Here is a 13,429-nt window from a genome sequence, read left to right on the forward strand (position 1 = left end):
AAAATGGCATTGAAAACATTCAATCCGATCACCCCGAGCCAGCGCCAGCTGGTCATCGTCGACCGTTCGGCCCTCTACAAGGGCAAGCCGGTCAAGGCGCTGACGGAAGGCCTGACCAAGAGCGGCGGTCGTAACAACCTCGGTCGCATCACCGCCCGCTTCATCGGCGGCGGTCACAAGCGCACGTATCGTCTGATCGACTTCAAGCGTCGCAAGTTTGAGGTCGAAGGCACGGTCGAGCGTATCGAATACGATCCGAACCGCACCGCTTTCATCGCGCTGGTGAACTATGCTGATGGCGAGAAGGCTTATATCCTCGCTCCTCAGCGCCTCGCTCCCGGCGACAAGGTCATCGCTTCCGAGAAGGCTGTCGACGTCAAGCCCGGTAACACCATGCCGCTGCAGTTCATCCCGGTCGGCTCCATCATCCACAATGTGGAAATGAAGCCGGGCAAGGGTGGTCAGATCGCTCGCTCCGCCGGTGGTTACGCACAGCTCGTCGGCCGTGACCAGGGCATGGCGATCCTTCGCCTGAACTCCGGTGAACAGCGTCTCGTTCATGGCTCCTGCCTTGCTTCGATCGGCGCCGTCTCCAACCCTGACCACGCCAACATCAACGACGGCAAGGCCGGTCGTACCGTTTGGCGCGGCAAGCGTCCGCACAACCGCGGTGTTGTCATGAACCCGGTCGACCACCCGCACGGCGGTGGTGAAGGTCGCACCTCTGGTGGCCGTCACCCGGTTACTCCGTGGGGCAAGCCGACCAAGGGCAAGCGCACCCGGTCGAACAAGTCGACCGACAAAATGATCATGCGCTCGCGTCATCAGCGTAAGAAGTAAGAGAGGAAGTCTCCAATGGCTCGTTCAGTATGGAAAGGTCCGTTCGTTGACGGCTATCTTCTCAAGAAGGCTGAGAAGGTTCGTGAAGGCGGACGTGCAGAAGTGATCAAGATCTGGAGCCGTCGCTCCACGATCCTGCCGCAGTTCGTCGGTCTTACCTTCGGCGTCTACAACGGCAGCAAGCATATCCCGGTCAGTGTCAATGAAGACATGGTCGGCCACAAGTTCGGTGAATTCTCTCCGACCCGCACCTATTACGGTCACGGCGCGGACAAGAAGGCGAAGAGGAAGTAACAATGGGCAAGGCAAAAGCCGAACGCCGGCTGAAGGACAACGAGGCGCAAGCAGTCGCCCGCACGCTCCGCGTCAGCCCCCAGAAGCTCAACCTGGTTGCTGCGGCTATCCGCGGCAAGAAGGTCGAGCGCGCACTCGCTGAGCTGGAGTTCTCCCGCAAGCGCATCGCAGGTGCCGTCAAGAAGACGCTCGAATCTGCGATCGCCAATGCCGAGAACAACCACGATCTCGACGTCGACTCGCTTGTCGTCGCCGAGGCCTATGTCGGCAAGTCGATCGTCATGAAGCGTTTCCACGCTCGTGGCCGCGGTCGCGCGTCGCGCATCGAAAAGCCTTTCGCGCACCTGACGATCGTCGTTCGTGAAGTGCAGGCAGTAGAGGAGGCCGCATAATGGGTCAGAAAATCAATCCAATCGGTTTCCGTCTTGGCATCAACCGTACCTGGGATAGCCGCTGGTTTGCGGACAATGCCGAGTACGGCCAGTTGCTGCACGAAGACCTGAAGATGCGCAAGTTCGTCATGAGCGAACTGAAGCAGGCCGGGATTTCCAAGGTGGTCATCGAGCGTCCACACAAGAAGTGCCGCGTCACGATCCACTCGGCACGTCCGGGCCTGATCATCGGCCGCAAGGGCGCAGACATCGACAAGCTCCGCAAGAAGCTGTCGGAGATGACGAATTCGGAAACGCACCTCAACATCGTCGAAGTGCGCAAGCCCGAAGTCGATGCGACGCTGGTCGCTCAGTCGATCGCCCAGCAGCTCGAGCGCCGCGTGGCTTTCCGTCGCGCCATGAAGCGCGCCGTTCAGTCCGCGATGCGTCTTGGGGCCGAAGGCATCAAGATCACCTGCGCCGGTCGTCTCGGCGGCGCTGAAATCGCCCGTACGGAATGGTACCGCGAAGGTCGTGTGCCGCTGCACACGCTACGCGCCGACATCGACTACGGCACGGCTGAAGCAGAAACCGCATTCGGCATCTGCGGCATCAAGGTCTGGATCTTCAAGGGCGAAATCCTTGAGCACGATCCGATGGCTTCCGAGCGCCGTGCGATGGAAGGTGACGCCCAGGGTCCGGCAAGCCGTGATCGTGACCGCGACAGAGACCGTCGCCGCGACAACGCTTGATAGCGCGCGTGGCAGAGAAGTTCGGAGAATAAGAAAATGTTGCAGCCAAAGCGTACCAAGTACCGCAAGCAGTTCAAGGGCCGCATCAAGGGCGTCGCTAAGGGCGGTTCTGACCTGGCATTCGGCGAATTCGGCCTGAAGGCTCAGGAACCCAACCGCGTCAACGCGCGCGAGATCGAGGCGGCCCGCCGCGCGATCACGCGTTATATGAAGCGCGCCGGCCGTGTATGGATCCGCGTGTTCCCGGACGTTCCGGTGACCAAAAAGCCGACCGAAGTCCGCATGGGTAAGGGTAAGGGCTCCGTTGAATACTGGGCATGCAAGGTCAAGCCCGGCCGTATGATGTTCGAGATCGACGGTGTCAGCGAAGAAATCGCCCGTGAGGCTCTTCGCCTCGGCTCCGCCAAGCTCTCGGTCAAGACGCGCTTCGTTCAGCGCATTGCAGAGTAAGGGATTGAGCTCATGAAAGCCTCAGATGTTCGCGGGTTTACCGCCGACCAACTCAAGGACGAGCTTGCCAAGCTGAAGAAGGAGCAGTTCAACCTGCGCTTCCAGAAGGCGACCGGCCAGCTCGAAAAGTCCTCGCGCATCAACGAAGTCCGCAAGGACATCGCCCGCGTGAAAACCATTGCCCGCCAGAAGGCGGCAGAAGTTAAGGCCTAAAGGAAGAAAAATATGCCGAAGCGCATCCTGCAGGGCGTCGTCGTTGGCGACAAGAACGAGAAGACGGTAGTGGTTCGCGTCGAGCGTCGTTTCGCTCACCCGCTGCTCCAGAAGACCGTTCGTCGTTCCAAGAAGTACAAGGCCCACGACGAGAACAATCAGTACAAGATTGGCGATACCGTATCCATCGAGGAATGCGCGCCGATCTCCAAGGACAAGCGTTGGACGGTGATTTCCGCCCAGGGCCAGTAACAGAATTTTGTGCGAGGCCTTGCGTCTCGCCGAAATATCTGTATGAAGCAGCGTCAGAACGCTCGAAAGCCGGGCGTTCTTTTGCTTTGAGCGCACGGAAGGTCCTTCGGGAAACCACCCTGGCACGATCGATCCCGCGCTATTCAGCTATTGCCGCGTCTGTGCTGCCGTCAAGGCATCTCGGCCGGCGAAAATTTTCATAAGCCGGAGTAGGGGGCTAGCCCAACCATTCCGGTAAACCAAGAAGGCGACCTGATATGATTCAGATGCAAACAAACCTCGACGTCGCGGATAATTCCGGCGCACGTCGTGTCATGTGCATCAAGGTGCTGGGCGGCTCGAAGCGCAAGTATGCCTCGATCGGCGACGTCATCGTCGTTTCGATCAAGGAAGCGATCCCGCGCGGCCGTGTGAAGAAGGGTGACGTGATGAAGGCGGTTGTCGTTCGTACCGCCAAGGACATCCGTCGTCCGGATGGCTCCGTCATCCGCTTCGACACCAACGCAGCAGTCCTCATCGACAACAAAAAAGAGCCGATCGGCACCCGTATCTTCGGACCGGTTCCGCGCGAACTTCGCGCCAAGAACCACATGAAGATCATCTCGCTGGCTCCCGAAGTACTGTAAGGAGCGAAGCGATGCAGAAGATTCGTAAGGGCGACAAGGTCGTCATGCTCGCTGGCAAGGACAAGGGCCGCACCGGCGAAGTTGTCCAGGTCATGCCGAAGGAAGATCGTGCCGTTGTTCGTGGCGTCAACGTCGTCAAGCGCCATCAGCGCCAGACGCAGACCCAGGAAGCCGGCATCATCAACAAGGAAGCCCCGGTCCACCTGTCTAACGTTGCAATCATCGACAAGGACGGCAAGCCGACCCGCGTCGGTTTCAAGGTTGTTGACGGCAAGAAGGTCCGTGTGGCCAAGCGTTCTGGAGAAGTGATCGATGGCTGAGGCAAAATACGAGCCACGGCTCAAGAAGGAATATGTCGAGCGCATCCGCAAGGCGTTGCAGGAGCAGTTCTCCTACGCCAACGAGATGATGATCCCGAAGCTCGACAAGATCGTGATCAACATGGGTGTTGGCGAAGCGACCGCCGACTCGAAGAAGCCGACGGTAGCTGCCGCCGACCTCGCAGCGATCGCCGGCCAGAAGCCGGTCATCACCCGCGCACGCAACTCTATCGCTGGCTTCAAGGTCCGCGAACAGATGCCGATCGGCGCCAAGGTCACCCTGCGCGGCGCCCGCATGTACGAGTTCATGGACCGTCTCGTGAACATCGCGCTCCCGCGCGTTCGCGACTTCCGCGGCCTGAACCCGAAAAGCTTTGACGGCCGTGGCAACTTCGCCATGGGCATCAAGGAGCACATTGTGTTCCCTGAGATCAACTACGACAAGGTTGATCAGATGTGGGGCATGGACATCATCGTTTGCACGACGGCGACGACCGACGACGAAGCACGGGCTCTTCTGAAAGAGTTCAGCTTCCCGTTCCGTCAATAACCGTAACGACGAGCGTAGAAAAGGAACCTGACATGGCGAAGACAAGCGCAGTTGAAAAGAACAAGCGCCGCCGTACTGCGGTCGCCAACCAGTCCGCTAAGCGGGCTGCGTTGAAGGCGATCATCATGAACCAGGCTCTTCCGATCGAAGAGCGGTTCAAGGCCTCGATCAAGCTGGCATCCCTGCCGCGTGATGGATCGAAGACCCGTGTTCGCAACCGTTGCGAAGTTTCGGGGCGTCCGCGCGCATATTACCGCAAACTGCGCATGTCGCGTATTGCGCTGCGTGAACTGGGCAATTTCGGCAAGGTGCCGGGTATCGTCAAGTCGAGCTGGTAAGGAGCAGGTTACATGACAATGACTGATCCGTTGGGCGATATGCTCACCCGTATCCGTAACGGCGCTTCCCGCCGCAAGTCGTCGGTTTCGACGCCTGCGTCCAGGCTCCGTGCACGTGTTCTCGATGTCTTGCAGTCCGAAGGCTACATCCGTGGCTATTCCGTTGTCGATTTCGGCAATGGCAAGTCGGAACTCAGCATCGAGCTGAAATATTATGAAGGCGCGTCGGTGATCCGTGAGATCGGCCGTGTGTCCAAGCCGGGCCGCCGGGTTTATGTCTCGGTCAAGTCCATTCCGCAGGTCGCGAACGGCCTCGGCATCACCATCCTTTCGACTCCGAAGGGTGTGATGGCCGATCACCAGGCTCGCGAACAGAACGTTGGCGGCGAGGTTCTTTGCTCGGTCTTCTAAGATCGGGCAGGGATCTCCATAGCGAACAGACAGGATTGAAACATGTCTCGTATCGGTAAGAAGCCCGTTCAGGTACCTGCTGGGATCACGGCTACGGTCGATGGCCAGAAGGTCACTGCAAAGGGCCCGAAGGGCGAGCTGTTTTTCGTTGCTAATGACGAAATCAGCCTCAAGCTCGAAAACAACGCGGTCGTCGTGACGCCGGTGAACCAGAGCAAGGATGCACGTTCAAAGTGGGGCATGTCCCGCACGATGATCGAAGGCATCTTCAAGGGTGTCACGGACGGCTTTGAGCGCAAGCTCGAAATCAACGGCGTCGGTTACCGCGCCTCCCTGCAGGGCAAGAACCTGCAGCTGGCTCTCGGTTTCAGCCATGACGTGATCTATGAGCCGCCGGTCGGCATCACGATCGTCGTTCCGAAGCCGACTGAAATTGTTGTCTCTGGCATCAATAAGCAGCAGGTCGGTCAGGTCGCCGCTGAAATCCGCGAATATCGCGGTCCTGAGCCCTACAAGGGCAAGGGCGTCAAGTACGCTGACGAGCGGATCGTCCGCAAAGAAGGCAAGAAGAAGTAAGGATCACGCGAAATGGCTAGCAGGAAAGAAGCACTTGCACGTCGTGCCAACCGCGTGCGCCGTCATATCAAGTCGGTGGCCAATGGCCGTCCGCGCCTGTCGGTTCATCGCTCCTCGAAGAACATCTACGCCCAGGTCATCGATGATGTGGCCGGCAAGACGCTTGCGTCTGCCTCCACCCTCGAAAAGGATCTGCGCGGTTCTCTGAAGACCGGTGCCGATACCGCCGCCGCTGCCGTTGTCGGCAAGCTCGTTGCCGAGCGCGCCTCCAAGGCCGGTGTTACGGAAGTCGTGTTCGACCGTGGCGCCTTCATCTTCCACGGCCGCATCAAGGCTCTCGCCGATGCAGCCCGCGAAGGCGGTCTCACCTTCTGATCAGTTTCCGGCCGGACGCTTATAGCGCCGGCCGGATTTTCGCCGGACCGCAAGCACTCTCCGATAGGGGAGGCTGACGCGGTCCACATTTATTTGCCGATTGCACCCGGAAAAGAAAAAGGAAGAGGACAATGGCACAGGAAAGAAGGCCGCAGCGGGAAGACCGCCAGAGCCGTGACGAGCGCGACAGCGAATTCGTCGACAAGCTGGTCGCGATCAACCGCGTTGCCAAGGTCGTCAAGGGCGGCCGTCGTTTTGGTTTTGCAGCACTCGTCGTCGTCGGCGACCAGAAGGGCCGCGTCGGCTTCGGCCATGGCAAGGCACGTGAAGTGCCGGAAGCCATCCGCAAGGCAACCGAAGCCGCCAAGCGCGAACTGATCTTCGTACCGCTGCGTGACGGCCGTACGCTGCATCACGACGTTCATGGCCGCCACGGCGCCGGCAAGGTTCTGCTGCGCTCGGCCAAGGTCGGTACCGGCATCATCGCCGGCGGTCCGATGCGCGCCGTATTCGAAACGCTCGGCATGCATGACGTCGTCGCCAAGTCGACCGGTTCGTCGAACCCCTACAACATGGTTCGCGCCACCTTCGACGCTCTGAAGCACCAGGTTCACCCGAAGGACATCGCAGCTCAGCGCGGCATCAAGTATGCAACGCTGCAGGCTCGTCGTAGCGCCTCCGGCAACGCCTCTGAAGAATAAGAGGAGTTTGACAGATGGCCAAGGCTACTAAGAAGGCTGAAGCGAAGACTGTCACGATCGAACAGATCGGCAGCCCGATTCGCCGTCCGGATGTCCAGCAGCGCACGCTGATCGGTCTCGGACTGAACAAGATGCACCGTCGCCGCACGCTGGAGGATACTCCTTCCGTTCGTGGCATGATCCGTGCTGTCCAGCATCTCGTTCGCGTCGTCGACGAGAAGTGAGACGGAGGAAACGCTCATGAAACTCAATGAAATTAAAGACAACGAAGGCTCGACCCACAGCCGCAAGCGCCTCGGCCGCGGTATCGGTTCGGGTTCCGGCAAGACGGCTGGTCGCGGCGTGAAGGGTCAGAAGTCCCGTTCGGGCGTCGCCATCAACGGCTTCGAAGGCGGCCAGATGCCGATCTATCGTCGGCTGCCGAAGCGCGGCTTCAACAACATTTTCGCTTCCGATTTTGTTGTTGTGTCGCTCGGCCGGATCCAGGCGGCGATCGACGCCGGCAAGCTGGATGCCAAGGCGACCGTTGACGCAGCTGCCCTCAAGGCGGCCGGCGTCATCCGCCGCCCTAAGGACGGCGTTCGCGTTCTCGCCGACGGCGAGCTGAAGGCCAAAATCACCATCGTCGTTGCAGGCGCCTCCAAGCCTGCCGTCGAGAAGATCGAAAAGGCCGGCGGCACCGTGACGCAGCTTTCGGCTCCGGCTGCAGCCGAATAATAATCTGATGATATCTCGCCCGGGGTGCTTCACACCGGGCGATTTTGCTCCCATATGTGGGCCTCACAAAAACTTGGCTGGCGCGCCCGCGTCATGCCGGTAAGACTAAAACAAGGGTGAGGCATGGGGTTGCGCTGCAATCCGTTCTGAACCCGGTTTTGAATAATTTTCATACTGATTCCGGGGCCGGCCTATCCCCTAGAGACGCCGGAATTGGTAGCGCGGAGAATCGCATGGCTTCTGCAGCGGAACAATTGGCATCCAACCTCAATTTTTCGACCTTTGCCAAAGCCGAGGATTTGAAGAAGCGCTTGTGGTTCACACTGGCAGCTCTCCTCGTCTACAGGCTCGGCACCCATATTCCGCTTCCGGGTCTCAATCCCGAAGCCTATGCCCAGGCTTTCCGCGGTCAGTCAGGCGGCATTCTCGGCCTCTTCAACATGTTTTCGGGCGGCGCTGTTCAGCGCATGGCGATCTTCGCGCTCGGCATCATGCCCTATATCTCTGCTTCGATCATCGTGCAGCTCATGACATCGGTCGTGCCGGCGCTGGAAAACCTCAAGAAGGAGGGCGAGCAGGGCCGTAAGATCATCAACCAGTATACCCGTTATGGCACGGTCATCCTCGGTGCGCTCCAGGCCTACGGCATCGCCGCCGGCCTTGAGAGCGGGCAGGGCCTCGTTGTCGATCCGGGCTGGTTCTTCCGTGTTTCCACCGTTCTGACGCTGCTCGGCGGCACGATGTTCCTGATGTGGCTCGGCGAGCAGATCACCTCGCGTGGCATCGGCAACGGCATCTCGCTGATCATCTTCGCCGGCATCGCCGCCGGTCTTCCGACGGCTCTTGCCAGCACGCTCGAACTTGGCCGCACCGGCGCATTGTCGACCTTCCTCATCCTGCTGGTCATCATCGTCGCGATCGGCGTCATCGGCGTCATCGTCTTCGTCGAGCGTGCCCAGCGCCGGCTCTTGATTCAGTATCCGAAGCGCCAGGTCGGCAACCGGATGTTCCAGGGCGATACCTCGCACCTGCCGCTGAAGCTCAACACGTCGGGCGTCATTCCGGCGATCTTCGCCTCGTCGCTGCTGCTGCTGCCGGCAACGGTTGCGGGCTTTGCCAGCACGTCGGGGATGCCTGGCTGGGCGACATCGATCGTCGCGGCCCTCGGCCATGGCCGACCGCTTTACATGGTGCTCTATGCGGCGCTGATCGCCTTCTTCGCCTTCTTCTATACGGCCATCGTCTTCAATCCGAAGGACACGGCCGACAATCTGAAGAAGCATGGCGGCTTCATTCCCGGCATCCGCCCGGGCGAGCGTACGGCCGAATATATCGACTATGTGCTGACCCGAATCACGATGATCGGCGCAATCTATCTCGTCTTCGTCTGCATCCTTCCGGAGATCTTGGTGTCGCAAACCGGCATCCCGTTATCCCTTGGTGGGACTTCGCTTTTGATCGTGGTTAGCGTAACTCTTGATACGGTTGCACAGATCCAGGGTCACCTGATCGCGCAGCAATACGAAGGCCTGATCAAGAAATCGAAGTTGCGTGGAGGAAAGAGGGGGCGATGAGACTTATCCTTTTGGGGCCGCCGGGCGCGGGTAAGGGAACCCAGGCCCAGCGGATCGTGGAAAAGCACGGCATTCCGCAGCTTTCCACGGGGGACATGCTGCGTGCAGCGGTTAACGCCGGCACGGATGTCGGCAAGCGCGCCAAGGCAGTCATGGACGCCGGCAAACTTGTCTCGGATGAGATCGTTATCGCCATCGTCTCCGAGCGTATCGATCAACCCGATTGCGCCAACGGCTTCATTCTCGACGGTTTCCCCAGGACGCTCGTCCAGGCAGACGCCACGGAAGCGATGCTGAAGGCAAAGGGTCTCGGCCTGTCCGTCGTTATCGAATTCCGTGTCGACGATGACGAGCTGGTCCGTCGCGTCGCCGGTCGCTACTCCTGCGCACAGTGCGGCAGCGTCTATCACGATACCGATAAGGTTCCGGCTGCCGAAGGCGTGTGCGACAAGTGCGGTTCCACGCACTTCAAGCGCCGTCCTGATGACAACCCGGAGACCATGACGGCTCGGCTGCAGGTCTACTACAAGGAAACCTCGCCGCTGATCGGCTATTACCATGCCAAAGGCAAACTCAAGACCGTGGACGGCATGGCAGAGATCGATCAGGTGACGGCCGAGGTCGAAAACATTCTTTCGAAGCTTTAAGGCTTTGAAAATAAACTTGGCGGAACGGTTGCTTTTCAGCAGTGATTCCGCTAAACACCGCGCCAACTCGCGACATTCCATGCGATCGGCGCGGATTTCCCAGGGAAGTCCGGGTGCGGTCGTTTTGACATGTTGCGGACGTAAATCTGAACGAGCGGTTCTAAAGACCGCATAACGAAGCCCACTTGCCGGATGGCAACTGGAATGCAAGGAGAACAGGCGTGGCACGTATCGCTGGCGTCAACATCCCGACTGCGAAGCGCGTTGTTATCGCGCTGACCTACATTCACGGGATCGGTACGAAATTCGCACAGGAAATCGTCGAGAAGGTCGGTATCCCGGCTGAACGTCGTGTGCATCAGCTGACGGACGCCGAAGTCCTTCAGATCCGCGAAGCCATCGACCGCGACTATCAGGTCGAAGGCGATCTTCGTCGCGAAACCTCGATGAACATCAAGCGCCTGATGGACCTCGGCTGCTACCGCGGCCTGCGTCATCGCCGCGGCCTTCCGGTCCGCGGTCAGCGCACGCACACCAATGCCCGTACCCGCAAGGGCCCGGCAAAGGCAATCGCTGGTAAGAAGAAGTAATTTCCGGGAAACCGGAGTAGGGAGGCTGGCGGTCTGCGCCGGCCTCTTTTGAGTTTGGAGCGGGACCGTATAGGCGCCGTTCCGGTGTAGCCGCTGGCATTACGGCGGCGAAGAGATCAACGAAAGGAATACCATGGCTAAGGAAGCCGTCCGCGTTCGCCGTCGTGAACGCAAGAATATCTCGTCGGGTGTCGCTCACGTCAACTCGACCTTCAACAACACGATGATCACCATCACCGATGCCCAGGGCAACGCGATTGCTTGGTCTTCGGCTGGCGCCAAGGGCTTCAAGGGCTCGCGCAAGTCGACCCCGTTCGCTGCCCAGATGGCTGCCGAAGACTGCGCCAAGAAGGCTCAGGAGCACGGCATGAAGTCGCTGGAAGTCGAAGTTTGTGGTCCGGGTTCGGGTCGCGAATCGGCTCTGCGCGCGCTCCAGGCTGCTGGTTTCATGATCACGTCCATCCGCGACGTGACCCCGATCCCGCACAATGGCTGCCGTCCGCGCAAGAAGCGCCGCGTCTGATCATCGCTCTCGTCACTGGTGAGCGCCTTGGCGCTCCCGGTGGTTTTCAAGCTCGGTTGCCACGATTGGATGGTGGCAACGAACGGAAGGCAAACTCATGATTCAGAAGAACTGGCAGGAACTGATCAAGCCGAACAAGGTGGAGTTCTCCTCGAGCTCGCGCACCAGGGCGACGCTTGTTGCCGAACCGCTGGAGCGCGGCTTCGGCCTCACCCTCGGCAATGCGCTTCGCCGCGTTCTGCTCTCCTCGCTGCGCGGCGCTGCCGTCACGGCGGTGCAGATCGATGGCGTGCTGCATGAATTCTCTTCGATTCCGGGCGTCCGCGAAGACGTGACGGACATCGTGCTCAACATCAAGGAAATCGCCATCAAGATGGATGGCGACGACGCAAAGCGCATGGTCGTGCGCAAGCAGGGTCCGGGTGTTGTCACGGCTGGCGACATCCAGACGGTCGGCGATATCGAAATCCTCAACCCCGAGCATGTCATCTGCACGCTCGACGAGGGTGCCGAAATCCGCATGGAGTTCACCGTCAACAACGGCAAGGGCTACGTTCCGGCCGAACGCAATCGTGCGGAAGATGCTCCGATCGGTCTCATCCCGGTCGACAGCCTCTATTCGCCGGTCAAGAAGGTGTCCTACAAGGTTGAAAATACCCGCGAAGGACAGGTTCTCGACTACGACAAGCTGAACATGACCATCGAAACCGATGGCTCGATCACCGGCGAAGACGCCGTCGCTTTTGCGGCGCGCATCCTCCAGGATCAGCTTGGCGTCTTTGTCAACTTCGACGAGCCGCAGAAGGAAACCGAAGAGGAAGCAGTCACCGAACTCGCTTTCAACCCGGCTCTCCTCAAGAAGGTGGACGAACTCGAATTGTCGGTCCGTTCGGCAAACTGCCTGAAGAACGACAACATCGTCTATATCGGCGACCTCATTCAGAAGACCGAAGCAGAAATGCTCCGCACGCCGAATTTTGGTCGCAAGTCGCTGAACGAAATCAAGGAAGTTCTCGCTTCCATGGGCCTGCACCTCGGCATGGAAGTGCCGGCATGGCCGCCCGAGAACATCGAAGATCTCGCCAAGCGTTACGAAGACCAATACTGAGCGGCGTGAGGAAAAGTGTGAAGCGGTTTTCCGCCCGCACGCCGATCGCAAGAACATAACAGAAGGCAGGCTCTTTCGGCTGCCTTTCCCCGTCAAACAGCAGGCCGATCGCCTGCATGTGCCAGGAAACGGCAGGCCCACTTAGCGTAAGGGCACCTGCATTAAAGGAGAATAGCAATGCGCCATGGTAAAGCCGGCCGCAAGCTGAATAGAACTGCAAGCCACCGCAAGGCGATGTTCGCCAACATGGCCGCTTCGCTGATTACCCACGAGCAGATCGTCACGACCCTGCCGAAGGCCAAGGAAATCCGCCCGATCGTCGAGAAGCTCGTCACGCTCGGCAAGCGCGGCGACCTGCACGCTCGCCGTCAGGCGATTTCGCAGATCCGCGATGCCGCCGTCGTTTCGAAGCTGTTCGATACGATTGCAACGCGTTACGCCACCCGCAACGGCGGCTACCTGCGCATCATGAAGGCCGGCTTCCGCCAGGGCGACAATGCCGCCATGGCCGTGATCGAATTCGTTGATCGCGACACCTTCGCCAAGGGCGCAGCCGACAAGGCCCGCGTCGCTGCCGAAGAGCAGGCCGTCGCCGCTTAAATCTTCCGCTCCGGCGGAAACAAAACAGCCGGGCTCGCAAAGCCCGGCTGTTTTTGTTTGTGCATCGGTCGCAGACGAAAGTGGGGCGCCGATCTGCGAAGACAAACCGCAGCTCGTCGATCATTCGCAATCTCCACCTCAACCGTCCAACGGGCTGACTGATATAGGATAGGTCTCATTGCGCGACATCGTTCAGACTCGCTCTCAAGTGCGGTTCCTCCGCCTCGCCGCCCTGCTTGTGGTGATAGCACTTGGGCTGGCGCTGAGACGGTTCGGCTATGCGGTCGATCTGCCCTTCGTCGTCGTCAAATATGGGGGCTCGGCGTTCTGGGGAGCGATGGTCTATCTGCTCGTAGCCCTCTTTGTCGCAAGGTCACGGCCGGCCATCCTTGCTGTCATAGCGCTGGTCATAGCGATCTCAGTGGAGTTGTTCCGGCTCTATCACACGCCCTGGCTCGACGCGTTTCGGCTGACGACCGCAGGGGCACTGCTGCTCGGCCGGATATTTTCGCTCTGGAACATGCTGGCCTATGCAATCGGGATCGCCGCGGCCTGCGCCTTCGATCCCGCCCGGCGGGTTGCGATGAGGTCCGGCCTTTAA

General features: G+C 59.6%; 24 protein-coding genes. All 24 read left to right on the forward strand.

The features are described from left to right. The first annotated feature begins 3 nt into the window (after positions 1-3). Entirely contained in the window at positions 4-840 is an 837-nt protein-coding gene (gene rplB / locus HJB89_RS31470; RefSeq protein ID WP_007626082.1) for a 50S ribosomal protein L2, read from the forward strand. A gap of 15 nt (positions 841-855) precedes the next feature. Beyond that, on the forward strand, positions 856-1,134 hold the full coding sequence (gene rpsS, locus HJB89_RS31475) for a 30S ribosomal protein S19 (protein WP_003573797.1): 279 nt from the start codon (positions 856-858) through the stop codon (positions 1,132-1,134). 2 nt (positions 1,135-1,136) lie between these two features. After that, positions 1,137-1,526: a 50S ribosomal protein L22 gene (rplV, locus tag HJB89_RS31480; RefSeq protein WP_007626081.1), complete on the forward strand. Its 390-nt coding sequence runs from the start codon at positions 1,137-1,139 to the stop codon at positions 1,524-1,526. Then, complete coding sequence (gene rpsC / locus HJB89_RS31485; RefSeq protein WP_003547554.1) at positions 1,526-2,257, forward strand: 30S ribosomal protein S3; 732 nt, start codon at positions 1,526-1,528, stop codon at positions 2,255-2,257. The genes rplV and rpsC overlap by 1 nt, the downstream gene beginning before the upstream one ends. A 36-nt stretch (positions 2,258-2,293) precedes the next feature. Continuing rightward, entirely contained in the window at positions 2,294-2,707 is a 414-nt protein-coding gene (gene rplP, locus HJB89_RS31490; protein ID WP_003547555.1) for a 50S ribosomal protein L16, read from the forward strand. Positions 2,708-2,719: 12 nt separating this feature from the next. Then, positions 2,720-2,920 (forward strand): 50S ribosomal protein L29, encoded by a 201-nt coding sequence (rpmC, locus tag HJB89_RS31495; protein WP_003547556.1) that lies wholly within the window; start codon positions 2,720-2,722, stop codon positions 2,918-2,920. A gap of 12 nt (positions 2,921-2,932) precedes the next feature. Further along, a complete protein-coding gene (rpsQ, locus tag HJB89_RS31500; protein WP_003573791.1) occupies positions 2,933-3,172 on the forward strand; it encodes a 30S ribosomal protein S17 in 240 nt (79 codons plus the stop codon). A gap of 257 nt (positions 3,173-3,429) precedes the next feature. Next, on the forward strand, positions 3,430-3,798 hold the full coding sequence (rplN, locus tag HJB89_RS31505; RefSeq protein WP_003573790.1) for a 50S ribosomal protein L14: 369 nt from the start codon (positions 3,430-3,432) through the stop codon (positions 3,796-3,798). 11 nt (positions 3,799-3,809) lie between these two features. Then, positions 3,810-4,118 carry a 50S ribosomal protein L24 gene (gene rplX / locus HJB89_RS31510; RefSeq protein ID WP_003547559.1) on the forward strand — a complete coding sequence of 103 codons (309 nt, stop codon included), beginning with the start codon at positions 3,810-3,812 and terminating at the stop codon, positions 4,116-4,118. Further along, entirely contained in the window at positions 4,111-4,668 is a 558-nt protein-coding gene (gene rplE / locus HJB89_RS31515) for a 50S ribosomal protein L5 (RefSeq protein WP_003547560.1), read from the forward strand. The genes rplX and rplE overlap by 8 nt, the downstream gene beginning before the upstream one ends. Before the next feature lie 32 nt (positions 4,669-4,700). After that, positions 4,701-5,006 (forward strand): 30S ribosomal protein S14, encoded by a 306-nt coding sequence (gene rpsN, locus HJB89_RS31520; RefSeq protein WP_221150954.1) that lies wholly within the window; start codon positions 4,701-4,703, stop codon positions 5,004-5,006. A gap of 12 nt (positions 5,007-5,018) precedes the next feature. Next, positions 5,019-5,417 carry a 30S ribosomal protein S8 gene (gene rpsH, locus HJB89_RS31525; RefSeq protein WP_007626077.1) on the forward strand — a complete coding sequence of 133 codons (399 nt, stop codon included), beginning with the start codon at positions 5,019-5,021 and terminating at the stop codon, positions 5,415-5,417. 42 nt (positions 5,418-5,459) lie between these two features. Continuing rightward, entirely contained in the window at positions 5,460-5,993 is a 534-nt protein-coding gene (gene rplF / locus HJB89_RS31530; protein WP_007626076.1) for a 50S ribosomal protein L6, read from the forward strand. Positions 5,994-6,005: 12 nt separating this feature from the next. After that, positions 6,006-6,368, forward strand: a complete 363-nt coding sequence (rplR, locus tag HJB89_RS31535; RefSeq protein ID WP_007626075.1) for a 50S ribosomal protein L18 — start codon at positions 6,006-6,008, stop codon at positions 6,366-6,368. Positions 6,369-6,499: 131 nt separating this feature from the next. Continuing rightward, positions 6,500-7,069: a 30S ribosomal protein S5 gene (gene rpsE / locus HJB89_RS31540; protein ID WP_007626073.1), complete on the forward strand. Its 570-nt coding sequence runs from the start codon at positions 6,500-6,502 to the stop codon at positions 7,067-7,069. A gap of 14 nt (positions 7,070-7,083) precedes the next feature. After that, positions 7,084-7,293 (forward strand): 50S ribosomal protein L30, encoded by a 210-nt coding sequence (rpmD, locus tag HJB89_RS31545; RefSeq protein ID WP_003547566.1) that lies wholly within the window; start codon positions 7,084-7,086, stop codon positions 7,291-7,293. Positions 7,294-7,309: 16 nt separating this feature from the next. After that, the gene (rplO, locus tag HJB89_RS31550) at positions 7,310-7,786 is read left to right on the forward strand and encodes a 50S ribosomal protein L15 (protein ID WP_007626070.1); all 477 of its coding nucleotides are present in this window, start codon (positions 7,310-7,312) and stop codon (positions 7,784-7,786) included. A 233-nt stretch (positions 7,787-8,019) separates the two neighbouring features. After that, positions 8,020-9,360 carry a preprotein translocase subunit SecY gene (gene secY, locus HJB89_RS31555; protein ID WP_207583846.1) on the forward strand — a complete coding sequence of 447 codons (1,341 nt, stop codon included), beginning with the start codon at positions 8,020-8,022 and terminating at the stop codon, positions 9,358-9,360. Beyond that, complete coding sequence (locus tag HJB89_RS31560; RefSeq protein ID WP_207583847.1) at positions 9,357-10,007, forward strand: adenylate kinase; 651 nt, start codon at positions 9,357-9,359, stop codon at positions 10,005-10,007. Before secY ends, HJB89_RS31560 begins: the two co-directional genes overlap by 4 nt. Positions 10,008-10,228: 221 nt before the next feature. Then, positions 10,229-10,597, forward strand: a complete 369-nt coding sequence (rpsM, locus tag HJB89_RS31565; protein WP_007626066.1) for a 30S ribosomal protein S13 — start codon at positions 10,229-10,231, stop codon at positions 10,595-10,597. 133 nt (positions 10,598-10,730) lie between these two features. Next, entirely contained in the window at positions 10,731-11,120 is a 390-nt protein-coding gene (gene rpsK / locus HJB89_RS31570; protein WP_007626065.1) for a 30S ribosomal protein S11, read from the forward strand. Positions 11,121-11,217: 97 nt separating this feature from the next. Beyond that, positions 11,218-12,228, forward strand: a complete 1,011-nt coding sequence (locus HJB89_RS31575) for a DNA-directed RNA polymerase subunit alpha (protein WP_003547579.1) — start codon at positions 11,218-11,220, stop codon at positions 12,226-12,228. A 177-nt stretch (positions 12,229-12,405) separates the two neighbouring features. Continuing rightward, on the forward strand, positions 12,406-12,828 hold the full coding sequence (gene rplQ, locus HJB89_RS31580) for a 50S ribosomal protein L17 (RefSeq protein WP_007626063.1): 423 nt from the start codon (positions 12,406-12,408) through the stop codon (positions 12,826-12,828). A 178-nt stretch (positions 12,829-13,006) separates the two neighbouring features. After that, positions 13,007-13,429, forward strand: coding sequence for a DUF2809 domain-containing protein (locus HJB89_RS31585; RefSeq protein ID WP_207583848.1), 423 nt, complete (start codon positions 13,007-13,009; stop codon positions 13,427-13,429).

Source organism: Rhizobium sp. NZLR8 (genome assembly GCF_019685025.1).
Lineage (GTDB): Bacteria > Pseudomonadota > Alphaproteobacteria > Rhizobiales > Rhizobiaceae > Rhizobium.